This is a genomic window from Haloglomus salinum, from assembly GCF_024298825.1.
GTDB lineage: Archaea > Halobacteriota > Halobacteria > Halobacteriales > Haloarculaceae > Haloglomus > Haloglomus salinum.
In genome coordinates, this window is the sequence record NZ_CP101153.1 from 2,350,662 (window position 1) to 2,374,099 (window position 23,438).

At 69.3% G+C, this 23,438-nt stretch carries 22 protein-coding genes and 1 tRNA gene; 6 read left to right on the forward strand and 17 right to left on the reverse strand.

Features of this window, described 5'->3' with window-relative positions; genetic code table 11:
- Positions 1-15 precede the first annotated feature (15 nt).
- The gene (locus NL115_RS11220) at positions 16-459 is read left to right on the forward strand and encodes a hypothetical protein (RefSeq protein WP_254829461.1); all 444 of its coding nucleotides are present in this window, start codon (positions 16-18) and stop codon (positions 457-459) included.
- Positions 460-557: 98 nt separating this feature from the next.
- On the opposite strand, the gene NL115_RS11225 is transcribed toward NL115_RS11220, so the two are convergent.
- The 6 genes from NL115_RS11225 to NL115_RS11260 all read right to left on the reverse strand — a co-directional run bounded on the left by NL115_RS11225 (position 558) and on the right by NL115_RS11260 (position 9,962).
- Complete coding sequence (locus tag NL115_RS11225) at positions 558-998, reverse strand: hypothetical protein (RefSeq protein WP_254829462.1); 441 nt, start codon at positions 996-998, stop codon at positions 558-560.
- 431 nt (positions 999-1,429) lie between these two features.
- Complete coding sequence (locus tag NL115_RS20720) at positions 1,430-3,280, reverse strand: DNA-directed RNA polymerase subunit A'' (protein WP_350355242.1); 1,851 nt, start codon at positions 3,278-3,280, stop codon at positions 1,430-1,432.
- Positions 3,273-6,245 carry a DNA-directed RNA polymerase subunit A' gene (locus NL115_RS11245; protein ID WP_254829463.1) on the reverse strand — a complete coding sequence of 991 codons (2,973 nt, stop codon included), beginning with the start codon at positions 6,243-6,245 and terminating at the stop codon, positions 3,273-3,275. The genes NL115_RS20720 and NL115_RS11245 overlap by 8 nt, the downstream gene beginning before the upstream one ends.
- Before the next feature lie 21 nt (positions 6,246-6,266).
- Positions 6,267-8,093 (reverse strand): DNA-directed RNA polymerase subunit B, encoded by a 1,827-nt coding sequence (gene rpoB, locus NL115_RS11250; RefSeq protein WP_254829464.1) that lies wholly within the window; start codon positions 8,091-8,093, stop codon positions 6,267-6,269.
- 73 nt (positions 8,094-8,166) lie between these two features.
- Entirely contained in the window at positions 8,167-9,732 is a 1,566-nt protein-coding gene (locus NL115_RS11255; protein ID WP_254829465.1) for a DNA-directed RNA polymerase subunit B'', read from the reverse strand.
- A gap of 2 nt (positions 9,733-9,734) precedes the next feature.
- Positions 9,735-9,962, reverse strand: coding sequence for a DNA-directed RNA polymerase subunit H (locus tag NL115_RS11260; RefSeq protein ID WP_254829466.1), 228 nt, complete (start codon positions 9,960-9,962; stop codon positions 9,735-9,737).
- 368 nt (positions 9,963-10,330) lie between these two features.
- Between NL115_RS11260 and NL115_RS11265 the strand changes: the two genes are divergently transcribed.
- From NL115_RS11265 to NL115_RS11275, 3 genes are all read left to right on the forward strand, one after another.
- Positions 10,331-10,403, forward strand: a tRNA-Asp gene (locus tag NL115_RS11265).
- Positions 10,404-10,485: 82 nt separating this feature from the next.
- Positions 10,486-10,899: a group I intron-associated PD-(D/E)XK endonuclease gene (locus NL115_RS11270; RefSeq protein WP_254829467.1), complete on the forward strand. Its 414-nt coding sequence runs from the start codon at positions 10,486-10,488 to the stop codon at positions 10,897-10,899.
- Positions 10,900-11,073: 174 nt separating this feature from the next.
- A complete protein-coding gene (locus NL115_RS11275) occupies positions 11,074-11,649 on the forward strand; it encodes a response regulator transcription factor (RefSeq protein ID WP_254829468.1) in 576 nt (191 codons plus the stop codon).
- Positions 11,650-11,661: 12 nt separating this feature from the next.
- Here NL115_RS11275 and NL115_RS11280 read toward each other — a convergent pair whose 3' ends face one another.
- The 4 genes from NL115_RS11280 to NL115_RS11295 are packed head-to-tail and all read right to left on the reverse strand — an operon-like array spanning position 11,662 to position 14,329.
- Complete coding sequence (locus tag NL115_RS11280) at positions 11,662-12,681, reverse strand: fumarylacetoacetate hydrolase family protein (protein WP_254829469.1); 1,020 nt, start codon at positions 12,679-12,681, stop codon at positions 11,662-11,664.
- Positions 12,678-13,526, reverse strand: a complete 849-nt coding sequence (locus tag NL115_RS11285; RefSeq protein ID WP_254829470.1) for a cyclase family protein — start codon at positions 13,524-13,526, stop codon at positions 12,678-12,680. Before NL115_RS11285 ends, NL115_RS11280 begins: the two co-directional genes overlap by 4 nt.
- A gap of 48 nt (positions 13,527-13,574) precedes the next feature.
- Positions 13,575-13,922, reverse strand: a complete 348-nt coding sequence (gene crcB / locus NL115_RS11290; RefSeq protein ID WP_254829471.1) for a fluoride efflux transporter CrcB — start codon at positions 13,920-13,922, stop codon at positions 13,575-13,577.
- On the reverse strand, positions 13,919-14,329 hold the full coding sequence (locus NL115_RS11295; RefSeq protein ID WP_254829472.1) for a fluoride efflux transporter FluC: 411 nt from the start codon (positions 14,327-14,329) through the stop codon (positions 13,919-13,921). The genes crcB and NL115_RS11295 overlap by 4 nt, the downstream gene beginning before the upstream one ends.
- Before the next feature lie 31 nt (positions 14,330-14,360).
- Here NL115_RS11295 and NL115_RS11300 point away from each other — a divergent pair, with 31 nt between their 5' ends.
- The gene (locus NL115_RS11300) at positions 14,361-14,861 is read left to right on the forward strand and encodes a DUF7382 domain-containing protein (RefSeq protein WP_434083995.1); all 501 of its coding nucleotides are present in this window, start codon (positions 14,361-14,363) and stop codon (positions 14,859-14,861) included.
- Positions 14,862-15,115: 254 nt separating this feature from the next.
- Positions 15,116-16,369: a hydroxymethylglutaryl-CoA reductase (NADPH) gene (gene hmgA, locus NL115_RS11305; RefSeq protein ID WP_254829474.1), complete on the forward strand. Its 1,254-nt coding sequence runs from the start codon at positions 15,116-15,118 to the stop codon at positions 16,367-16,369.
- A 414-nt stretch (positions 16,370-16,783) separates the two neighbouring features.
- Here the strand turns inward: hmgA and NL115_RS11310 are convergent, their stop codons facing one another.
- The 7 genes from NL115_RS11310 to NL115_RS11340 all read right to left on the reverse strand — a co-directional run bounded on the left by NL115_RS11310 (position 16,784) and on the right by NL115_RS11340 (position 23,417).
- Positions 16,784-17,248: a hypothetical protein gene (locus tag NL115_RS11310; RefSeq protein ID WP_254829475.1), complete on the reverse strand. Its 465-nt coding sequence runs from the start codon at positions 17,246-17,248 to the stop codon at positions 16,784-16,786.
- On the reverse strand, positions 17,245-17,772 hold the full coding sequence (locus tag NL115_RS11315; protein ID WP_254829476.1) for a DUF5817 domain-containing protein: 528 nt from the start codon (positions 17,770-17,772) through the stop codon (positions 17,245-17,247). The genes NL115_RS11310 and NL115_RS11315 overlap by 4 nt, the downstream gene beginning before the upstream one ends.
- 119 nt (positions 17,773-17,891) lie before the next feature.
- Positions 17,892-19,694, reverse strand: a complete 1,803-nt coding sequence (locus NL115_RS11320) for a sensor histidine kinase (protein ID WP_254829477.1) — start codon at positions 19,692-19,694, stop codon at positions 17,892-17,894.
- 46 nt (positions 19,695-19,740) lie between these two features.
- Positions 19,741-20,274, reverse strand: a complete 534-nt coding sequence (locus NL115_RS11325; protein WP_254829478.1) for a DUF7519 family protein — start codon at positions 20,272-20,274, stop codon at positions 19,741-19,743.
- Positions 20,271-21,707, reverse strand: coding sequence for a DUF58 domain-containing protein (locus tag NL115_RS11330; RefSeq protein ID WP_254829479.1), 1,437 nt, complete (start codon positions 21,705-21,707; stop codon positions 20,271-20,273). Before NL115_RS11330 ends, NL115_RS11325 begins: the two co-directional genes overlap by 4 nt.
- A complete protein-coding gene (locus NL115_RS11335; RefSeq protein WP_254829480.1) occupies positions 21,700-22,377 on the reverse strand; it encodes a DUF7269 family protein in 678 nt (225 codons plus the stop codon). The genes NL115_RS11330 and NL115_RS11335 overlap by 8 nt, the downstream gene beginning before the upstream one ends.
- A complete protein-coding gene (locus tag NL115_RS11340) occupies positions 22,374-23,417 on the reverse strand; it encodes a DUF4129 domain-containing protein (protein ID WP_254829481.1) in 1,044 nt (347 codons plus the stop codon). The genes NL115_RS11335 and NL115_RS11340 overlap by 4 nt, the downstream gene beginning before the upstream one ends.
- Positions 23,418-23,438: the final 21 nt, after the last annotated feature.

Here is a 23,438-nt window from a genome sequence, read left to right on the forward strand (position 1 = left end):
TGCCGACCCGCAGGTATGAGCGACGGGGACGTCGAGGCGGACGGAGATGCCGAGAGCGACGGGGGGCTCTCGGCCGAGGGCGACTTCATGCTCATCTTCGGGCTCTCGGCGGCAGTCGTCACCGGACTCTACGCCCTCGGCGGCGGCCTCCCGACGGCCCTCCTCCTGGGCACCATCGCGTCGGTCGCCTCGCTGGGCGCCGTCGTCGCCGACCTCACCCGCCCCGACTTCCGCCCCTCGACCGGCCTCCACAGCCTCATCACGCTGTCGGCCGCTGCCGGCGCGCTCGTCGCGTACGTCTACAGCAACGCCCTCCTCACCGCGACCGGCCTCGGCGTCGTGGCCATCGCCAACGCCGGCCGCGTCTTCGAGGTCGACTTCCGCGACGAGGACTCGCTGCTCGACCCGCTGGAGGAGGAGGAGGAGGACGCGGATTCCGAGAGCCGAGAGGCCGAATAACCAATAAATTATAAATTTTGGCTGATTATTCTACGTATAATATACAAATTACGATTCATCAGATATTATGCGCACGGGAGGGAACCGAACTGCACACGTCAGGACGGGGCAGCTTCGGCTGCTGGTCCCCGCACACGCCGCTCGACGAGTCCGCTACCGACTGCCAACCCGAGCACCACCGGCCAGCCGACCAGGTAGATGTCGAACGGAGTTCCGGGGAGTAGCGTGACCGACTGCCGGAGAAGCACCCACATCCGGTAGACGGCGACGGCGAACGCCGTAAAAACGACCAGCGACGGCGTCGCGAGTCGGTATCGGACGGCGGAGACGGCTACCACCGCGCCGACGACGAACGCCCCGCCGAACGCGTAGACGAGCCACGGGCCGACCTGGACGGTGAACAGCCCCGCCGCCAGCCCGTCGAATCCACCGTAGACGAGGAACCACGTCGTCAGGAGTAGCGACACGTACAGCACCCCGCCGGTCGCGGCCAGCCGCTCGTTCCCCCGCAAGCCGCGCAACAGGCCTGATTTACTCATGGGCGCGTGAACGAGACTAGCAGAACGCACTGGGGTAGCTCTTGGGTCGAAATCCAGCGGCTGGTTACGCGGGGAGCGGGAACCGACTCCCTGTGAAGACGGACCCGTTGCTCCCGTGCGAGGAGCCACTGCGGTTCACTCCCTGTATACCGCGCCGCAGGCGCGGTTTCACTCCTCCGAGACGAGTGTCCTGCTGCTCGGAAGAGCGTAGCTCTTCCGTACCCATCAGAAATCGAAGATTTCTGAGGATGGCCGCAGGCCAGCAGGTCCGAGTCGAGGAGGAGCCTTTTTTGAACGTTTTTTGCGCAAGTGGTTCGCGCAGAGCGCCGTTCGGGAGAGCGGAGCTCTCCCGCAGCCCATCAGAAATCGAAGATTTCTGAGGACGGCGAAGCCGGCGCACAAGCGAACCCGCAGCGGAAAAAAGCTCGAGTTCAGTCGTCGGCCGGGCCGCCGCTCTCGCCGGTCTGCTTCGCGCCCATCCGCAGGTTGACATCGCCGGTGCCCAGCTTGATGGGCTTGCCGACGATGACGTTCTCCGTGACGCCGTTGAGGTCGTCGACCTCGCCGTGGATGGCCGCGTCCAGCAGGTGGTTGACCGTGACCTCGAACGCGGCGCGGGCGAGCACGGACTGCTTGTTGCCGGAGATGCCGTGCCGGCCGATGGACTCGATGGTGCCGCGGTTCGTCATGATGTCCGCGACCAGCATCAGGTGGCGGATGTTCACGTCGTCGAGGCCCTGCTCCTCGAGGGTGTTCATCGTCTCCTCGATGATGGCCTCGCGGGCGGCCTCGATGCCGAGTTCCGCGCGGATCTCGTGGATATTGTTACACGTGGTCCGGGAGGCGTCGACGCCCTCGATCTTGAGCGCGTCGCCGAAGGCACTCCCCTCCGTGTAGAGGACGAACTCCTCCTCGGCGTCGAGTTCCTCGGCGATCTCCTCGTCGTCGATCTCCTCCTTCCGGATGACGACGCGGGACACCTCGTCGATGCCCTTGAACACGATGTCGCGCAGCTCCTCGACCTGCTGGAGCAGGTCCCGGTAGGAGGGGTCCTCCGGGCCGAACTCGATGGCCGAGCCGTCCGTGCCGACCATCGTGCTGGTCTCGACGCTGAGCTTCTTCTCGATGGTAGAGGCGATCTCCTCGACGATCTCGGCGGTTTCGTCGACCGTGGGCCAGCGCTCGTGGAGCGTGTCCTCGTTGAGGTCGATGCGGACGATCATGTCCGCGACGTTCGTCGACACGTCACCGAGCGCGAGGATACGCGTGGCCTCGATGCCCCAGACGACCTCGTGAGCGCGCTCGCGGTCGACCGCGTACTCGTCCTCGAGGTGGACCGTCATCATCGGCGTGTCCGGGGTCTTCCGGGCGTCCACCAGCTCGATGAGCCGGGGCAGCCCCTGCGTGACGTCAATCTCCGCGACGCCCGCGTAGTGGAAGGTGTTCATCGTGTTGTGCGTGACGACACCCTCTGCAGTCGTGAACGTCTCCAGCCCCGCGACAGAGAGGTCGTAGACGTACTCGTGGTCGCTGGTGACCGTCTCGACGGAGTCGATGCGGTCCCAGGCGACATCCGCTGCGATGACGTTCTCAACCGGGGCAGATACGGCCGTACCGCCGTCCGCAGCGACCGTCCGGTCGAGTGCCGTGGCGTCGATACGGCAACTCTCCGCAACGAAGTCCCCGACAACAGGCAGTTCGTCACCAGCATCCAGCGTTTCGGCATCGACAGGTCGAATCTCACCGGCCTGCCGCGTGACGAACGAGTGAGCCTTCGTCGCTCGAATCGAGCGGCCGGACTCCAGCTCGAACCGAAGCAGTTCGTCGGGCGTCTCGTGCCGACTCACCTCCTCGATAGCCTTCCAGCGCATCCGCTCGTCACGGTCCAGGCTCGGCACCTCGATGCCTTCGGGAGCCAGCGCGACCTCGTGGTCGTCGATGGACCGCGACTCGCGAGGCTCGACCAGCGAGTCCACGAACGGGCCGATCTCGACCACGTCGGTTTCTCCATCCCGGCGAACGATTACCTCCTCGTCGGCCGGAACAGACATCTGCGTTCCCGGCTCCCCGATGGACTGCGCGGAGACGGTGCCGACGGGGTCGAGCGGGTCGACGCGCGTCTCGAGGTAGCGCGACTCGACCGCCTGGGCGATCTCGTCGACCTTCTCCGTGGGCACGTCGCGGCCCTCGATGGCCTCGTACACCTCCTCCTTGAGCCGCCGCGGAAGCTCGGTGTCCTCGACGAGCGCCTCGGCGTCGTCGGAGACGTCGAAATCAGTCATCCGACTCCACCTCCGTGCTCGTCCCGGCGGTGCGGCCGGTCTTCCAGGAGTCCTGGTGCTCCGAGATGTTCGTCTCGACGGCCTCGCGCGAGAGGAACTGCTCCTTCTCGGCCTCGTCGGCGAACTCCTCGTCCATCACGCGCTCGGTGATGGCCTCCACGTCGATGTCGTTGTCGTCGTCCGAGGAGACCTGCACCGGAGAGGTGCCGTCCTCGCCGAACTCGAACTGGACGATGGTGTCCGACGTATCGCGGACGGTGCCGTCGTACTGTGTCTCCAGTTCCGACAGCGCGTTGATGAGCCGGCGCTGGAGGTAGCCGGACTTCGAGGTCCGGACGGCGGTGTCGACCAGCCCCTCGCGGCCACCCATCGCGTGGAAGAAGAACTCCCGCGGGGTCAGGCCGTTCCGGTAGGAGTTCTCCACGAAGCCGTGGGCGTCGGCCGACAGGTCGTCGGGCAGGTAGTGCGAGAGCGTGCGGCCCTCGTAGCCACGGTTGATGCGCTCGCCCCGCACGGCCTGCTGGCCGACGCAGCCGGCCATCTGGGTCAGGTTCAGCATCGACCCACGCGCGCCGGACCGGGCCATGACGACGGCCGGGTTGTCGTCGTCGAAGTAGTCCTCCGCGATGTCGCCGGCGGAGTCACGCGCCTTGCCCAGCGTCTGCATGATCTTCATCTCCAGCGTCTCGTCGACGGTCCGACCGGGGAGCGATTCGAGCTCGCCGGCGTCGTACGTCGAGATGAGTTCCTGGACCCGCTCCTCGGCGTTCTCGATGGCCTCGTCGATCTGGGCCTCGGCCTCGGGCTCGATGGACTCGTCGTCGATGGCCAGCGAGAACCCGAAGTGCATGATGGACCGCATCGCCAGCGTCGCGACCTCGTTGACGAACTGGCGGGCCCGCGTGTTCGAGTGGAGCTTGCAGATGGTGTCGACGATTTCGCCGCCGAACGCGCCGACGGCGTCCTCGTCGATGGTCCCCTCGGTGAGCTGGCCGTCCTCGATGAGGACGGTGTCGCCGGCGCTGGAGGTGAACTCCAGGTCGAGGTCGTCCGGCAGGAGTTCCGAGAACACCGTCCGGCCGGTCCAGTACGGCTCGCCGGTCTCCTCGTCCTCGCCGTCTGCCTCGGGCAGTTCGTCGATGGACGTGGCCCGAAGCAGGTCCAGTGCCTGCGTCTCGTTGAAGTGCGGGTTCTCGTGTGTGAGGAGATAGGTCCCGCTGATGTGGTCCTGGATGGCCCCGATGATGTTCTCCCCGAAGCGGGGGCTGAGAATCTGCTCCTGGACCCGCATCAGGACCCGTGCCTCCGCACGCGCCTCCTCGTTCTGGAGCGCGTGCATGTTCATCTCGTCGCCGTCGAAGTCGGCGTTGTACGGCGGACAGACGACCGTGTTCAGGCGGAACGTCTTGTACGGCATCACGACCACCTCGTGGGCCATGATTGACATCCGGTGGAGCGACGGCTGCCGATTGAAGATGACGATGTCACCGTCGATGAGGTGACGCGCGACCTCCCAGCCGGGCTCGACCTTCTCGGCGAGCTCCTCGCAGTTCTTCTCGGTCACCTTGAGTCGTCGGCCGTCCGGTCGTCGGACGTAGTTGGCACCCGGGTGGCCTTCGGGCCCGTTCGAGACGTATCGGCGGGCGTCATCCAGGTTCCGGGCGTTGACGTTCATCGTCTGGGTCATCTCGCTGGCGACGCGCTCGGGGACGCCGACCTCGTTGAGTGAGAGGGTCGGGTCCGGCGAGATGACCGTCCGGGCGGAGAAGTTGACACGCTTGCCGGACAGCGAGCCACGGAAGCGGCCCTCCTTGCCCTTCAGGCGCTGGGAGAGGGTCTTCAGCGGCCGGCCCGAGCGGTGGCGGGCCGGCGGCGTCCCGGATATCTCGTTGTCCATGAACGTGGTCACGTGGTACTGGAGCAGCTCCCAGAGGTCCTCGATGATGAGCTGGGGCGCACCCGCCTCGCGGTTCTCCATGAACCGCTGGTTGATGCGGATGATGTCGACCAGCTTGTGCGTGAGGTCGTCCTCGGAGCGCTGGCCGTTGTCCAGCGTGATGGACGGTCGCGCGGTGACCGGCGGGACCGGCAGCACCGTCAGGATGATCCACTCCGGCCGGGACTTGCTGGGGTCGATACCCAGCGTCTCGATGTCCTCGTCCGGGATATCCTCGAACCAGTCCCGGATGTCGCTGGGCATCAGCTTGTTCATGTCCTCCTCGGTGAGGTCGATGGAGAGGGCCTTCTCGATCTTCTTGCGCATGTCCTCCTTCGGCCGGAACTCGGCCGAGAGGATCTCGTTGATGCGCGAGACCTCGATGCCGGTCTCCTCGGAGAGCTCCTGGGGCGGCATCGGCTCACGCTCGGTCTCCTCGTCCTCGTCCAGCTGCGTCACGGGGCGGCCCTCCATCGCGGCCGCGACCATCTCGGAGTACTCCGAATGGAGCACGTCCTGGACCTCGTAGTAGGTGGTCGGCTTCTCGTGCTGGATGTCGTACTGGACCTCGCCACAGTGCGGACAGCGGTCCTTCTTGCGGGCCTGCCGGATGGCGGCCTTCGTCACGTCGTTCAAGTCCTCGCCGAGCTGGCGGGTCCGGGTGAGCTGCGAGCGGAACTCCTGGGCCTCGTCCTCGGTCAGACAGAGCCGGGAGCAGTCCCGGCACGTGCCCCGGAGCAGCCGCCGGATGAGCTTCGAGAACCCGACGTGGATGACCGGTGCGGCCAGCTCGATGTGGCCGAAGTGGCCGTTACACGAGCCGCTGTGCTTGCCGCAGGTCTTGCACTCCAGTCCGGGGTCGATGACGCCCAGCCGCGGGTCCATCAGCCCCATGTCGATGGGGAAGCCGTCGTCGTCGTACGTGTCGGCGGTGATGACCTTCGTGGCCGACATCTCGCGGTACTCCTCGGGGTCCATCAGCCCGAAGCTGAGCGACCCGATCTCCTTGGGGGATTGGCCTGTTGACATTGTGGGTGGGGTAGAGCGTGGTTAGACCGCGTCCGCCAGTTCGACGCGCGGGGCGATGCCGAGCGCCTTCATCTCGTCGAGGAGGAGCTTGAACGCGTAGCTCATCTCCACCTCGTGGACGTCCGTCTCCTCGCCGCAGTTGGGGCAGTAGACACGGCGCTGCTCGACGTTCTCGACCGCCGTCATGCCACACTGGGCACAGACGTAGATCTCCTCGCGGTCGGACTCGTCCAGCAGCCGCTCCTTCAGGGCGAGGGCCGCGCCGTGCCCGATGAGCACGTCGCGCTCCATCTCCCCGACACGGAGGCCACCCTCGCGGGCACGCCCCTCCGTGGGCTGGCGGGTCAGCACCTGCACCGGGCCGCGCGAGCGGGCGTGGATCTTGTTCGAGACCATGTGGTAGAGCTTCTGGTAGAAGATGGTCCCGACGAAGATCTCGGCCTCGATACGCTCGCCCGTGACCCCGGAGTACATGACCTCCTTCCCGGAGTCCTTGAAGCCGCGGTCGACGAGCGCCTCGCGGAGTTCGTCCTCGTCCTCGCCCGTGAAGGCGGTGCCGTCGACACGGCGCCCTTCCAGCGAGCCGACCTTGCCGCCCAGCATCTCCAGCACGTGGCCGACCGTCATCCGGGAGGGCAGCGCGTGCGGGTTGATGATGAGGTCCGGCACCACACCCTCCTGGGTGAACGGCATGTCCTCCTGCGGTGCGATGTGGCCGACGACACCCTTCTGGCCGTGCCGCGACGCGAACTTGTCGCCCATCTCCGGGATGCGCTCGTCGCGCACGGAGACCTTCGACAGCTTCGAGCCGTCCTCGCCCTCCATCAGCGTGACCGTGTCGACGACGCCGCTCTCGCCCGAGCGCATGGTGACGGAGGTCTCGCGGCGTTTCTGCGGGCTGAGTCCGCCCATGTCGTCGGGCTCTTCGAGGAACCGCGGCGGGGAGGTCTTGCCCAGGAGGACGTCGTTCTCGCCGACGTCGGTCTCGGGGTTGACGAGGCCGTCCTCGTCGAGGTGGGTGTAGGCGTCCTCACCGCGAGCGCCGCGCACCTCGTCGTCGGGAATCTCGAAGCGGTCCTCCTGGCCGCCGGGGTAGCGTCGCTCCTCGCCCTCGTAGGTCCGGAAGAAGTGCGAGCGCGCGAGTGCGCGGTCGACGCTGCCCTTGTTCAGGACGAGCGCGTCCTCGATGTTGAACCCCTCGTAGGACATGACCGCGACGACGAAGTTCTGTGCGGCCGGGCGCTCGTCGTAGCCGATTTGCTCGGTCGTCTGGGTCTTGACCAGCGAGAGCTGCGGGTAGTGCAGGAGGTGCTGGCGCGTGTCCGGCCGGATGCGGTAGTTCGCGCTCGGCAGGCCGAGCGACTGCTTGATCATCCCCGAGCCCATCGTGATGCGGGGCGAGGCGTTGTGCTCCGGGTAGGGAATCATCCCGGCGCCGATGCCGAAGATGAGCTGCGGGTCGATTTCGAGGTGGGTGTGTTTCTCGGTGAGGTCCGTCTCGTCGACGGCGACGTAGATGTCTTCTTCCTCCTCGGCGTCGATGAACTCGACGTAGCCCCGGTCGACGAGGTCCTCGAACTCGAGTTCGCCCTGCTTCAGCGCCTCGACCTCCTCCTGGGTGGCGAGGGGCTCGCCGTCCTCGATGACCAGCAGCGGGCGCCGGGCCCGGCCGGCGTCCGCGTTGACGATGACCTCGTTGGTGCGTCCCTTGACGGAGACGTTGACCATGTCGCTTATCTCGCCGCGCCGACGGGCCTCGCGGATGTTGTCCGCGAGTGCCCGGGGCTCGGGGTGCGTTCCGACCAGACTGCCGTTCACGTAGACCTTGGCTTCTCGTCCCTGACTCATATCGTGGTTGTGTGCCGCGTGTGCCGTGTGTTCGGGTGCGCTGCCGCCACCGTGCTCGTGTGCTCCATCCGTGTCAGTCGTCCGCGGGCTGGGTGCCCGGCGTCTCGACGCCGGGGATGCCCTCGACGCCCATGGTCGCGAGCTCGCGCTTGAGCTCGATCTCGTCCTCCACGTTCTGGCTCAGCTCCATCGCCTGGGCGAAGTTCTTCACCAGCCCACAGTTCGGCCCCTCCGGCGTCTCGGAGGGACAGATGCGCCCCCACTGGGTGGCGTGCAGGTCACGCGCCTCGAAGTGGGGCTGCGAGCGGCTCAGCGGCGAGCGGAGTCGCCGCAGGTGGCTCAGGACACCCATGTAGTCCGTCCGGTCGACCAGCTGGCTCACGCCCGAGCGCCCACCGACCCAGTTCCCCGTCGCGATGGGGTGCTCGAGGCGCTCGGTCAACACGTCAGAGCGGACCACGGTGGAGACCGAGAGGTTCCGGTTCCGCATGTTGGCGCGCTCGAGCTGGTACTTCACGTCGCGTGCCAGCTTGTTGAGTGCCGTCCGGAACAGGTCCTTCATCAGGTCGCCGCTCACCTTGAGGCGCTTGTTCGCGTAGTGGTCCTTGTCGTCCGAGTCACGCCGCCCGAGCGCGAGTTCGAAACACGCCTCGGCCATCCGGCAGAGGTAGTAGGACTTGTTGATGCGGACCTCCTCCTCCTCGACCCCCTCCTCGTGGAGGTGCGGCAGGAGGTAGCGGTCGATGACGTAGTTGGCCCGCTTGAGCTGGTAGTTCTTCCCCTGGCCACTGGCGACGCGCTTGCCCAGCTTCTCGATGGCCTCCTCGGTCGTCTCGACCTCCGCCGCTTCGAGGTTCTCCAGCATGAACTTCACCACCTCCGGGTCGTCGCTGACCCGGTGGACGATCTCCTCGTCGGATTCGAGGCCGAGCGCGCGAACGAGCGTGACGAAGTTGATGCTCCCCGAGACCGACGGGAAGGATACCTCGAGCAGCCCCTCGCGGTTGCGCTCACAGAGCACCAGCGCGCGGTAGCCTCGGCGCTGGCTGAACGTCTTCGCGACCTGGATCTCGTCGCCGTACTTCGAGTCGTACTCCGCGAGAATCTTGTTCGGCGCGAGGTCCTCGCTCGTCATCAGCACACGCTCGGAGCCGTTGACGATGAAGTAGCCGCCGGGGTCGGCGGGGTCCTCGCCGATCTCGATGAGCTCCTCGTGGCTGAAGTCTGCGATGTTACACTTGTCGGAGCCGATCATTATCGGCATCCGGCCGACCTTCGTCTCGGACTGGTCGACGATGTGCTCTTCTTCCTCCTCGCCTCCGCGCACGATGGTCATCTCCATGAACACCGGCGCGGAGTAGGTGATGTTGCGGAGGCGGGCCTCCTGCGGGTAGAGCAGTTCCTCGGAGCCGTCGGCCTCACGCACGCGTGGTGTCGTGATGCGGACGTTACCGAGGTCGACGCGGACGGGCTCTTGCCCCTCCTTGTCGCCGATATCGGTCTCGATGCTCTCCTTCTCGTCGACTACCTCTTGCATCCCGCTGCCGAGGAACGCGTTGAACGAGCGGAAGTGATGCTCGGCCAGGCGTTCACGGGAGAAGTACTGTCGCGATATCGTCCGACGGGTCTCTCTGTCCATACTCATTCTACCACCAGTCGATAGACGATGGCCTGGTCAGTGGTCCGGGAGTCGCGTGTCACCTTCACCACGTCCCCCGGCTGGGCGCCGTCCGGGGTCGCGGGGTCGCGACGCTTGATCTTCGGCAGGTCGGTGCGGTCGATGTCGTACTCTTCGAGCACCCCCTCGAGGACATCCTCCTCGAGGAGCTCGTGCTCTGGAACGAGTTCGTGGTCGGTTACGTCTACCATGGGTGGGCGGTTGAGAACACGGTCACGAGATACTACAGCCGGTTACTAGCGGGGCGGCAATAAGCGTTGCTGAACGCGACGGCTACCGCTACGCGTCACCGGCCCGGCCCGAGCGGGCCACCGGCCGGATGCCCCCCGCGAGGGGCGGCGTATGCTCTCAGTAACGTACGTGACTACTAAAAACATGACGACGCTGCGAACACACCCCACACCTCACCACGCGCTGATTCACGGCGCCGACCTCCGGAAGTGTGATGCGGCGGGCACGTGTCACGTACACATCCCACCGGTGTGCCGCGGTATCACGGGACGACTCGGTCCTGTCTTGGAAAGCCTTATGTGCAAAACCGGGCTACGAGGAATTGCGTGCCCGGATGGTGTAGTGGCCCATCATACGACCCTGTCACGGTCGTGACGCGGGTTCAAATCCCGCTCCGGGCGCTGTCCTTTCACTGATTACCTTCGAGCGCCCAGCTCCGAGACCGACCATAGATTCGTGTATCAACGGGCGGGGAGGTGCGGTATGAGTGCGAAACAGGTCGGCGACGGCTCAGAAGCAGTCGTGCTCGCCGAACTCGTCGATCGCGGCTACTCCGTAGCGATTCCGTTCGGGACAACGACCCGTACGACCTGCTCGAACAGGACCGGCACCGAGTTGTACCGGCTCCAGGTCAAGACGGGGTGGCTCGAACGCGGTCGAGTCCGGTTCAAGACCGGGTCGAAGACGACTCGTGACGGCGAACCCACGGTAGCCGACTACACCGACCAGGAAGTCGACGCGTTCGCTGTCCGCTGTGAGGAGTTAGGAACCCTGTACTGGGTCCCGTTCGCGCAGGTCGGCTCGAAGAGCACGTATCTCCGAGTGGAGCCAGCCGAGACCGACCACCCGAGCATCAACGACGCCGCAGAGTTCCGCTTCGACGAGAACCTCCCATAGGAGGACGGAGCGCGACTGACCGAGGGTGAGACCTCGTTTACCAGGAGTGATGCCACGGCCACAATTATAAGATTCCTGAGTCTATACGGTAGGTGTGGTGATGACCGACAACGCCCGGCATCGACGGGACCCGGTGACCGGCGCCCGAGGTCGAGCGGCGCGTGGGGGTGAGCGATGACCGCGAGCGACGGCGAACGGACGGTTCTGGTAGTCGACGACGAACCGGACCTGACGGACCTCTACGCCGCGTGGCTCGACGAGGGGTACGAGACCCGGGTGGCATACGGTGGGAAGGAAGCCATCGAGGCGTTCGACGAGGACGTGGACGTGGCACTCATCGACCGGCTGATGCCGGAGATGTCCGGAGACGAGGTGCTCGAGCACATCCGGGAGACCGGCCACGACTGCCAGGTCGCGATGGTGACCGCCGTCGAGCCGGACTTCGATATCATCGAGATGGGGTTCGACGACTACCTCGTCAAGCCCATCCTGCGCGACGAGCTGCTGGAGGCGGTCCAGAACCTGTTATCGCGGGTGGAGTACGACAACCAGCTCCGCGACCTCTACGCGCTGGTGTCGAAACGCGCCGCACTGGTGACCCAGAAGAGCGAGGAGGAGCTCTCGAACAGCCAGGAGTACCAGAAGCTGGAGGCCGAGATCGAGGAACTCCAGGCCGAACTCGACCGGACCGCCATGGAGCTGACCGACGACGACTTCGAGGTCGCCTTCCGCAAGCTCTCCGAGAACTGACCGAACGCCCGCTTACCCGCCGCTGTCGGCGCTGACGACCGTGTTCTCCAGCCGACCGATACCTTCCACTTCGAGCGCCACGGTTGCGCCGTCCTCGAGGAACTGCCCGAGTTCGAGCCCGCAGCCCTCCCCGACTGTTCCCGACCCGAGCACGTCACCGGGATGGAGCGGTTCGCCGTCCGAGACGTGTGCAACGATGTCGGCGAAGGAGTGGTGCATCTCGCCGGGGGTCCCCTCCGACCACGTCTCGCCGTCGACCTCGGCGGTCATCGTCGCCTCGGTCGGGTCGAACGCGTCCGCCGTGACGAGATACGGCCCGAGCGCGTTCGCGAAGTCCTTCCCCTTCGCCGGGCCGAGGTTGGCGTCCATCTCCTCGCCCTGCGTGTCGCGCGCGGAGAAGTCGTTGAAGACGGTGTAGCCCGCGATGTACCTCTCGGCCTCGTCGGGGTCGACATCGGTGCCACGTTTGCCGACCACCGCGGCGAGTTCGAGTTCGTAGTCCCAGAGGTTCGAGTAGTCGGGCCACTCGACCTCCGCTCCGGGTCCGACCACGGTGTCCGGGTTCCCCTTGTAGCAGACGGGGATGTCGAACCAGACCTCGGGCGGCTCGCCCAGCGTGTTGCGGACGTGCTCCTCGTAGGCCATGAAATCGCGGATGGTGTTGGGCCGGGGGATGGGCGCGAGCAGTTCGACGCCGTCCTCCGTGGGCGAGAATCGGACCCGGGCACCGTCCTCGGTGCGGACGAACTCGCCGCGGTCGGTGTCCCCGGGAGCAGGCACGCCGTCGAGTGCCTCGCGTGCGGCGTCGATCGCCCGGTCACCACGCCGGAGGAACTCGCGCATCTCCGGTGGCGTCACGGCAGCAGCGCGGTCCCGGGCGGCCGGCTCGCCGTCGCGTTCCAGCAGCCACGTGTACCCGCTCGTCACGTCGACGAGCGCGCCCGCCTCCTCTGCCTCACGGGCCTCGTCGCGGACACAGACCCGGCACTCGTGGCCGACCGGCGTCGCGACCTCGATGGTGGCGAGTCTCATGCCCGAACACCTCCGTCGGCCGCGAGTGCGTCCCCACCATCGGGGAGCGTCTCGGGCTCGAACATCGCGACCGGCCGCACCCAGCCGGCGGAGGCGCCCTCGATGGAGATGGGGAAGCAGACCACCGGCACGTCCGTCTTCCGGGGAAGTCGGTCGAGGTTCGCCATCTTCTCTATCTGACAGTACTCCACGTCACGGCCGGCGAAGTGTGCGGGCCACAGCTCCTCGTTCTCATCCGAGTCGGCGAACCGGCGACCCATCTCGGCGAACGGCTTGTCGAAGCCGTACGCGTCGGTACCGATGACCCGCACGCCCTGCTCGACGAGGTGTTTCGTGGCGGCGGCGCCCATCCCCGGGAACTGCTGCAGGTACTCGGCCTCGCCCCACAACTCGTCGGCACCCGTCTGGAGGAAGACGAGTTCGCCCGCGCTCAGCTCGTGGTCCAGGGCGTCGAGCCGGGCGTCGATGTCGTCGGGCGTTATCTCGGCACCGGGGTCCATCTCCCGAACGTCGAGTACCACCGCGTTCCCGCGGCACCACTCCAGCGGGACCTCGTCGATGGTCCGAGCGGGTCCGCCGCCGGATTCGGGACCGTAGTGCCACGGCGCGTCGAGGTGCGTGCCCGTGTGCGGGATTGCGTGGACCTCTTCCCAGGCGAGGCCCTGTTCGTCGGGGAAGTCCTCGGCGTCGACGTCGAAGCCGAGGCCCTGCAGGTTCTCGGAGAGCAGCTGCGCGCCCTGGTCGTGGTCGAAGTACTCCACGTCGGGAGGCCAGGGCTCGCTGGCCGCCCCCGGTTCCAGGCCGATACTCAGGTCGACGAGTTCGGCGTCCGCGAGCGAGAGCATCGGGTGGAGTGCGGGTGGCTGGACCGTATAGATTGGGCCCGGTCGCGGTCAGACCGCCCCCGCCACCAGTGCCCCCAGCCCGACGGCCGCCAGCGCGCCGACCAGGTTCACTGTCGCGTTCAGCACCGCCCGCTGCACGCGCCCGGACTCGGCCAGCCGCACCGTCTCGTACGCGAACGAGGAGAACGTCGTGAACGCGCCACAGAAGCCCGTCCCCGCCAGCAACAGCAGGTCGCTCCCGACGGGCGCAGCCACGAGCATCCCCAGCACGAACGACCCCAGCACGTTCACCGCGAGCGTGTCGTAGGTTGCCTCCTCGACGCGCTCGCCGACGAGGTGGCGCGCGAGCGCGCCGGCCACGCCCCCCAGCCCCACGAGCAGCGTCGGGTCGGTCATGCTAGCACCCGGGCGACGACCTGCCCGAGACCGATGGCGGCGAATCCGAGCACGTAGTTCACCGCGACGTTCGCAACCGCGAGCAGCGGAAGGCTGGCACCCGTGGCGACGCCGGGGAGCCCGGCGAGCGCGGCCGTCTCGACGGCGAACGTGGAGTAGGTCGTGAACGACGAGCAGAAGCCGGTACCGACGACGAGCCGCGTTTCCGGGCTCAGCGCACCGACGAACCGGTTCTCGTACAGGAGGATGCTCAGGAGGAAGGCGCCGGCGACGTTGGCCGCGAGCGTGCCCCACGGGAGCGCCGACGAGGGAAGGGCCTCGGCGACGGCGAACCGGAGCGCGGCCCCGACGAACCCGCCGGCGGCGATGAGGAACAGGGGTTCCAGCCGGCGGAGCCGTTCGCGCATGGCCGGCAGCGAGAGGCGACGGGGCTTGAAGATGTGGAATCCGGTTGCGACGAAGATTGAAGTACGATTCCGCGCCAGCCGCCCCGTGCGACCGAGACGACTCGCGGACGACGACCGCGGCATCGAGGGGTTACCGGTCAGGCTGGTCATCGCGCTGGTGGTGGGCGTGGCCAGCCTCGGCGTGATGCTGAACATGGTCTCCGGGCTCTCCGGGCTCGGCGTGACCGAACTCGACGTCGCGCCAGAACCCGAAGTGACGGCGCCAGGCGAGACGAACGTGACCGTCCGCGTGGTGGACCCCGACGGTGGCGGGGTGGCGAACGCGACGGTCGTGGCCCGGAGCGGCTCCGCGCGCCTCGACGGGCCACGGGTCGCGAAGACCGACCGCAACGGGACCGCCAGCCTCCGGCTCGACCCGAACCTGGGGACGAACCAGGCCGAGGGGACCGTGGAGTTCGAGGTGAAACCCCCCGCCGGGAGTCCGTTCGCCGACCGCCGGGCGAACACCGTACTGCTGGTGGTTCGGGGGTGAACGCGCGGATACTCGGCCGAGCTAGCCACAGGACGGGACTGAAAGGGGCCGGCTGCCGCGGGAAGCACGACGACACAAGCACCGCAGTCGGCGCGCGAGTACTGCGAGCGCGCCGACGAGGAGCGCAGCGAGTCGCGCGACCGCAGCAGTCGGGGGCTTTCGAGAACTGGTGGGCATCGTCGCCGATATCGATGACGGTTCCGAACCATCTACGGACCCGAAGCCTTAGGCGCGGACGCCCCGACCCGACGGCCATGACCGAGGACGCCGACGCCGAGACGGCCGCCGACCTGGCCGAGCGGGTCCGCGAGGGCGACCTGCGCCTGTACGAACTGGAGGAGCACGCCGACGCCGCGACCGCCGCGGCCGCCCGCCGGGAGTTGCTCGCCGCCGAGACCGCGGCCGACCTCGGCGCCATCGGCGCGTACACGTTCGACGCGGCCGACGCCGAGGCCAACATCGAGAACATGGTCGGCGCTGCACAGGTGCCGATGGGTGTCGTCGGCCCCGTCCCTGTCGACGGCGAGGCGGCGTCGGGCGACGAGTACCTCCCGCTCGCGACGACCGAGGGCGCGCTCGTCGCCTCGGTCAACCGGGGCTGTGCGGCCATCCGGGCGGGCGGCGGCGCGACCGCGCGGGTGCTGAAGAACGCGATGACCCGCGCGCCCGTCTTCCGGGTGGCCGACGTGGGCGAGGCCGCCGAGGTGTCCTCGTGGGTCCGGGCGAACGTGCCGGCGCTGCGCGAGGCCGCGGAGTCGACGACGAGCCACGGCGAACTCCGGGACGTGACGCCCTACGTCGTCGGGGACAACGTCTTCCTCCGGTTCGCGTACGACACGAAGGACGCGATGGGGATGAACATGGCAACCATCGCGACCGAGGAGGCGTGCGACGTGGTGGAGGCCGAGACGCCGGCCTCGCTGGTGGCGCTCTCGGGCAACCTCTGCTCGGACAAGAAGCCGGCCGCCGTCAACAGCGTCGAGGGCCGGGGCCGCACCGTGGCGGCGGACGTCGTGATTCCCGCGGAGACGGTCCAGTCCGTCCTGAAGACGACCCCCGATGCCATCGCCGAGGCAAACACGCGCAAGAACCTCGTCGGGAGCGCCAAAGCGGGGTCGCTCGGGTTCAACGCCCACGCCGCCAATACGGTGGCGGCGGCCTTCCTCGCCACCGGGCAGGACGCCGCGCAGGTCGTCGAGGGTTCCAACGCCATCACGACCGCGGACGTGCGCGAGGTGGAGACCGAGGACGGCACGCAGGAGGCCCTCTACGCCAGCGTCACGCTCGCGTCGCTGGAGGTGGGTACGGTCGGCGGGGGGACGAAGCTCCCGACGCAGGCCGAGGCCCTGGACGTGCTGGGGGTCCGGGGCGGCGGCGACCCCGCCGGGTCCAACGCCGACGCGCTCGCGGAGGTAATTGCGACGGGGGCACTCGCGGGCGAACTGTCGCTGCTGGGGGCGCTGGCCTCGTCACATCTGGCGAGCGCTCACGAGGAACTTGGGAGGTAGATTGGATATTCTGGGTATACTTTTGCAATAGTGCGCGTTTTCTTCAATTCGGAAGTAACGGAAACATCTTCGAAGCCCTCACGCGCTCCGGGTCCCTGACTCGCTGCGCGCCTCGCTCGCGTTGCTCACTGCGGTGCTTGCGTCGTCAGTGTACCCGGAGCGCGTTCGCCCTTCGATTCCACCAGGAGCTGTATCTCCAGCCGAGCGATGCGCGTGGTGGTTCCAGCGGAGTGCTAGTCCCCCAACACCTCCCCGCGCTCGCGCTGTGGTGTTCCGGGGACTCGGCAGCGGTGCGCCTCGTCCCCTCCACGGAAGAGCGCGAGCGCGCTTCCTGACCACGGAACCGGCTGGCCACTACCGGGTCGGGAGTACGAGCGATTCGAAGCTGGTCCGAGTCCCCGGGTACCCCTGTGTTCACCGGTACCGCCGTGATTCCACTGCGAGTGCGACCATCCCGACCACCAGCACGACGATGGAGACCAGTAGTACCGTCCCGTTCCCGGCCGCGGTGCCGAGGACGATGCCGGACCAGCCGACCGCGCCGACGCCGTGCGCGCCGCCCACCAGCCGCTTCCCACGTCGGAGGTAGACCGCGGCGCCGAGCCAGAGTCCCACGGCGAGCGCGAGCGCCGAGAGCGCGACCGGGCGCACGCGGAGCGCCCCTATTTCGACGAACGGCACCACGGGCTGGACCAGGAACAGCAGGCCCGCGAGCCCGACGAATGCCCCCGTCACGAGCGGGCCGGGGTCGAAATCCGAGAGCGTGACGCCGTCGAGTCCGTCGGGGGCGAGTCCGTCACCGAGACCCCTCTCGGGCCCGAGGTCGTCGTACTCCGTGCCGTCGTCTGCTGTCCCTTCGTGGGCGTCGTCAGGGCTCACAGCAGGCGATACCCCCCGTCGGCCGTCCGCGTCACCTCGCCGGCCCGCTCCAGTTTCGAGAGGAACCGGGCGACGTAGTCACCGGGGACGCCGTGGTCGGCGGCGAACTCGCGGACCGCGCCCTCGCTCGGCGTGTCGAGTTCGCGGAGCGCCGTCCGCACGGCCGCCTCGCGCGAGAGATTCCGCTCCCGGCCGGACTCGGCGCGCTCGCCGGCCGCCTGTACCTCGTCGGCGTCGAGTCCGGCGGCGGCGAGGAACTCGTCGTCGCTCATCCCCGACTCCATCGCTGTCTCGCCGAGGCGCTCGAACGCATCCAACTCGGCGGCCGCCTCCGCGAACCCGCCACGCTCCGCCAGCAGCCGCGACCGCGCGTCCTTGGCGGCCTCGGCCGTCTCGCAGGTGACGAACTTCTTGAGCTTCTTGTGCTGGTGGCGTTTCTGACAGCGCGGACAGGAGGTGGTGTCGGGCCGACCCTCGACGACCCACAGCGCCTCGCAGTTCGAACACCCGACGACCGCGTACATGGTCGGGAGTTGGGCCCGGCCGGTCTTGAATCCGCGGACCCGGGGGGCGGCAGACGGTGGCGCTTCGGACACCGGCAGGCGGCGGCTCCCGGGGCTGGCGGCGTTCCGGCAGCGGCGGCTCAGTCGGTGCGCACGACGCCGGTGACCTCGAAGCGGGCGCCGCCCCACTCGCTCTCGACGACCCGGATGTCCCAGCCGTGTGCGGTGACGATCTCCCGGACGATGGCGAGGCCGAAGCCGGTCCCGCCGTCGGCGGTCGTGTGGCCCGTCTCGAACACGCGGTCGCGGCGCCCCTCGGGGATACCGGTGCCGTCGTCGGCCACGTAGAACCCCTCGCCGTTCTCGAGTGGGCCGACGCGCACCGTCAGTGCCGCTTTCCTCCCGCTCGCCACGGCGTCGTCGGGGGCGCCGTGCTCCACGGCGTTGCGGAAGAGGTTCTCCAGTACCTGACGGAGCCGCTCGGGGTCGGCCTCGAACCGGAGGTCGCCACCGACTTCGAGGTCGCATCCCTCGCCGCCGGCATCGACCCGCGCCCAGCACTCCGAGGCGAGCGCTTCCAGCGAGACGGGTTGCGTCTCGCCGATGTCCCGGCCCTCGCGGGCCAGCGTCAGGAGGTCCTCGATCATCGCCTCCATCCGGGCCTGCTCGTCGGCGACCGCCGCGAGATGTCGGTTCTCGCCGTCGAGTTGCTCGCGGGCGACCTGGAGCTGCGCGTTCGCGGCGTTCAGCGGGTTCCGGAGGTCGTGCGAGACGGCGCTCCCGAACCGCTCCAGGCGCTCGTTCTGCCGCTCGAGCGCCCGTCGCTGCTGCTCGGCCTCGGTCACGTCGACGAGCACGAGGCGCCGGCCGTAGCGGGTCCCTCCGAGTTCGACCGGCGTGGCCGAGGGCTGGTAGTACCGGGTCCCCTCGTCGGTCGATACCGGGAGGACGGACGGCTCCGCTGCCGGGTCGTCGTCGCTGTCTGCATCGGAGTGGCCGGTATCGTCGGCATCCGAGCGGCCGCTCGGACTGCCACTGCCGCTCCCGTCGCCACCGCCACTGCCATCGCCGCCGATGGGCTCGGCCTCGAGGTACTCGGCGAGCTGCGGGACGGAACTGGCCAGCGGCTGGCCGGCGCTCCCCGTCAGCGACGGGAACACCGCCGCGGCCGGCTCGTTGTGGTCCCGGACACGGTTCGCGTCGTCGAGGACGATGACCGGGTCGTCGACGTCGCTCGTGAGGCGGACGGCCGCGAACCGCTCGGTGTACAGCACCAGCGTACCGACCGCGAAGACGGCGACGCCGAGCGGCTCGTGGGTGATCTCGACGAGGAACGGCGTGGCGTAGCCGAGCAGATCCAGCCCGATGGGCAGGCCGACGAGGAACAGGAGAACCGTCAGCGGCGTGGTGTCGGCGTCCGCCCGGCGGAAGCGGTCGAGCAACGCGAACCCGCCGAACGCCGTCAGTGCGTAGGCGAGCCCCGCGACTATCCAGTGCAGCGCCTCCGGCTCGACCGCCAGGTGTGGGAACGGCGTCGCGGCCGGCGTCGGCGTGACGTACAGCCCGTGGAGGGGATTGGTCAGCTTCACCACCGTGATGAGGACGAACGCGCCGACCGCGACCAGCCGGTAGGTGCGGTCGCGGTGGAGGGTCCGGCCGGTGTACGCCGAGCAGAAGTAGAGCCACGGGCCCACCGTCGCCAGCCCCACGACCAGCCCGACGAGGTAGAAGGCCATCTTCAGCCCGTCGTCGGGGGCGAGGAGGAATCCGACGTGGCTGGCGGCCCAGCCACCGCTGAGGAACAGCAACCAGACCAGCCCTCGGCGCGTCTCCGGGTCCGTGATGCGCCGTGCGCGGACGACGCTGGCGAAACAGACCAGCGCGGCGGCGCCGAAGGCGGCCACGTACGCGAACAGCAGTGGGTCGATACCCCGGTCTAGCACTGCGCTGTACTTCGAATCATCGCCGGATAAACATGCGTTCTAGATACTATGACTGGAGGGCACTCAGCAGCGCCACGGCGCCGCCGAGGAGCAGGACCAGTGCGAGCGACGACCCGCCGCCGACCAGCCGGAAGACGCCGTACGAGACGCCCGCCCCGAGGGCCGCGAGCAGGCCGCTCCCCGCCGCGTGCGCCCCGACCGCGCTCGAGACGCTGGCCCGGCGGCCGACCTGTTCACCCAGTCCGACGGCGTGTTCGGCGGTATCCCAGGCCACCAGTCCGGCGCCCGCGGCGACGAGCAGCGCGACCGGTCCGGCGCCGAAGGCCCCTGCCAGCAGCGTCCCCACCAGCAGCGTGAGTCCCCCGCCGCCGACGAGGTCCCGGCGCCCGTGATGGGTGCCGACGGCGAGCAGTCCGAGCCCCAGCGCGCCCGCGAGGGCTGCCGGACCCCCGGTCAGCAGCACGAGCGCCGAGACGACCCCGGGGACCAGCACGATGGCCAGCGCCGCGCGTCCCGGCCGGTCATCGAACGGCTCCGCCTCGTCGACTCCCGCCGACCCGCGTCGGGCGTCGACGCTCACGTCGACCACCGCTGGTCGGCCCGCACGAGGGCGGTCGCGAGCGGTTCGTCCTCCCAGTCGACCACGCGGACGCCGGCGCTCCGCAGGGTCGAGAGCCGGCGGTCGCGCTCAACGGCCGCAAGCGCGTGCCCGGCGGTATCACGCGCCGTCGGGTCGGGACTCACGACGGTCACCCGGTGGCCGTGGGCGTCGAGCCGGCGCGCGAGGTCGACGGGCCGGTCGTCGGCCAGCGGACTGAACAGCAGGACCTGTGCGTCCATCGGGAGCCGGCGCTCGACCCGTCGACGGGCGATGGTGGAGAGGAACGTCCGGTCGGGCGGGGTGGGGTCGAACGCCGGGTGCGTCCCGAGCAGTTCCCGGGCGCGGGCCCGATGCTCGCCGCCCGTTCCGGGGGCGAGCCAGCACGCCGTCGGCCCCCACGCCGCGATGCCGGCCCGGTCCCCGGCGTCCAGCAGCGAGGTGAACGCTGTCCCCGCCGCCGTCACACTCCGTTCGAGCGCCGTCGGCGCATCCGGTGCCGGCGCGCGGTAGGTCTCCTCGCGCGTATCGAGCAGGCAGACGACGGTCGCGGCCCGCTCCTCGCGGAACTGTCGGGTGGCGAACTCGCCGGTCCGTGCGACCCGGGCCCAGTCGACGCGCGAGAGCGGGTCCCCCGGACGGTAGCTCCTGACGGAGTGGAACTCCGCGCCCGCGCCGCCGAAGTCGGTCGTGACGCGACCGGAGAAGCCGGTCGTCTGCGGCCGGAGCGGGACGGCCTGCCCCTCGCCGAGGCGCGGGGCGCACGCGAGCCGGCCCGTCGTGCTCGTCGAAGCCTCGTCACCCGCGGCGGTCGTTCCTTCCTCCGTCTCCGTCGCCGTCTCTCCTCCCGTTTCTTCGCTCGGTGACTCCGGGGACGCGGCGGGCACCGCCAGCTCCCGCTCGACGGCACCGGTGAACCCCCGCAGCAGGACCGTCGCCGGGCCGAAGCGGTGGCGCCCACGACTCGCCCGGACCGCGTAGGAGAAGGTCGCGCGCTTGCCGGGGCGCAGCGCGGTGGCGTGCCGGGGTGACCCCTCGGCGACCGTCAGCCCGTCGGGAACGCCGTCGACGACCCGCACGTCGGGGAGCAACGCGTCGCCGGTGTTCGCGACGGTGACGGTCACCCGGACGGCCTCGCCGGGCTCGGCCCGTTCCCGCTCGACCTCCCGGTCGACGGCGACCGACGAGGCCGGCGGCCCGGCGGTGTGCGCGGCCGCGCCGAACAGGACGCCGGCCGCGCCGGCCAGCGCCAGCGACGGCCGCGACAGTAACACGCCCAGCGCACCCGCCAGCAGGGCGAACGCCGTCACCCCACGCCATCGCCGGGTCGTCCGGTCGATGGGGTCCCCCGGACTCGCCCGCTGGCCGGGCGCACGTGGGTCGCCGAGATGCGGGTCCGGGACCGGGCTACTCACGCTCGACACCTCCGTCGGCCGCTGCGGAATCGACGCTCTCCGGCGGGTCGGCGGCGTCACGCCCCGTATCCGCTTCGTGCGTGCCGACGCCGGGCGGTGGCACCTCGCGCTCGGCGTGGGCCGCGATGGCTGCCACGGCGCGCCGGGCCCGCCGGGTGAAGGCGAGGTCCGACCCGAAGACATCGCGCAGGCGCGCGCCGAACGACAGCTCCCGGTCGGCGGCGGGGACGAAGAAGCTCGCTGCCCGTTCGTCGGCGGTCCACGTCCCCGAGCGGAGATGCCGACGGGCACCGTCCTCGTCCAGCCCACGGGCGACCAGCACGTCGACGGCGACGTTCTCCAGTCGCTCGCGGATGGCCGCCCGCTCCTCGTCGCGCCGCCTGACGCGCAGGTCGGGCAGGTCCGTCAGGCGGTCGTCGAAGTCGTCGCCGGGAACGGGTGCACGGAACCGCCGTTCGACCGCACCCGGCTCGGCGGCGCGCCCCCCTCCGACGAGGCGGGCACTGACCGCGATACCTCCCTGTAGCAGCGCCAGCGACGCCAGCACCGTCACGACCACACGGTCGGTCCGGAGGCCGACCAGCGACGCGAGCCCCGGCTCCACAAGCACCGCGACCCCCGCGAGGACGGCGGCAGCGCCCACGACCGACAGATAGCCGCGTACGTTCATCCTCCGTCCCTCGTGCCCGCGTCACCGGGCGTCCGGTCGCCGGCATCCGTCGGCGCGTCAGCCGCCGGGTGCTCCCCGGACGGCGCCTGCTCGTCGGTCGCAACCTGCTGGCCGGCCGCCGCCTGTTCGGCCGGCAGTCCGTCGCCGTACGTGCGCTCGATGCGGCGGAGTGCGGCCGTTGCGCGCTCGGCGCGCTCCGCGGTCGCGGGCGCGTCGCCGTAGCGGACCGCCTCGAAGAGCCGGGTCAACTCGGCCACGTCGTCCCGGTCCATCCCGGCGGCGACGGCGGCGTCGGCGAACTCCGCGGGCGTGCTCGCGTCGGGCCGCTCGATGTCGAGGTGGGCCGTCATCTCGTGCCAGGAGCGGTAGACCGCGTTCTCGAGGTCGTCGGCCGCATCGAGGCGGTCGGCGGCACGGCCGGCCGCCTCCGCGACGCTCTCCACGTCCGACTCGGACGGTGGCTCGGGCGTGTCGGGCGTCGCGAGGGTGACCCGCTGGTCGCCGCTCGTCCGGACGATGACCGCGACGGCTCCGAGGAGGACGAGCCCGAGTGCCGCCAGCAGCGCCGTCGGCGGGTCGACAGCCTGCGAGACCGTGTCGGCGGCGCTCCCGCCTCCACCGGTCGGGAGCGACGGCTCCCCCGACTGCGGGCCGGAACCGGCGCCCAGCTCCGAGGGACGCAGTAGCGACAGGAGCCCGTAGAGTACCAGTGCGACGACGACGCCGACGGTGGCGGCGGTGACCAGCTGTCCGGCGCCGTACTCCCGGTAGAGCTCGTAGGTGCCGTATATCCCGACGAGCAGGACGACGACACTCAGGAGCGTGCGGGCCCAGTCCGGCAGGAACCCCTCGGGCGGGTCGAGTTGCTCGACACCGCCGCCGAGGCTGAACCGCGAGTCCGAGCCGACGCCGGACCCGTCCCCCTCGCCAGTACCGACACCGTCGGCCCCGGTCGCCGTGTCCAGCGTGGCGGCGATGCCCCCCAGCGCCAGCACGGCGAGGAGCGCCAGCAGCCCGCTCGCGACCTGCTCGCGGTTCACGGCTTCCGGTAGTCCACCGCG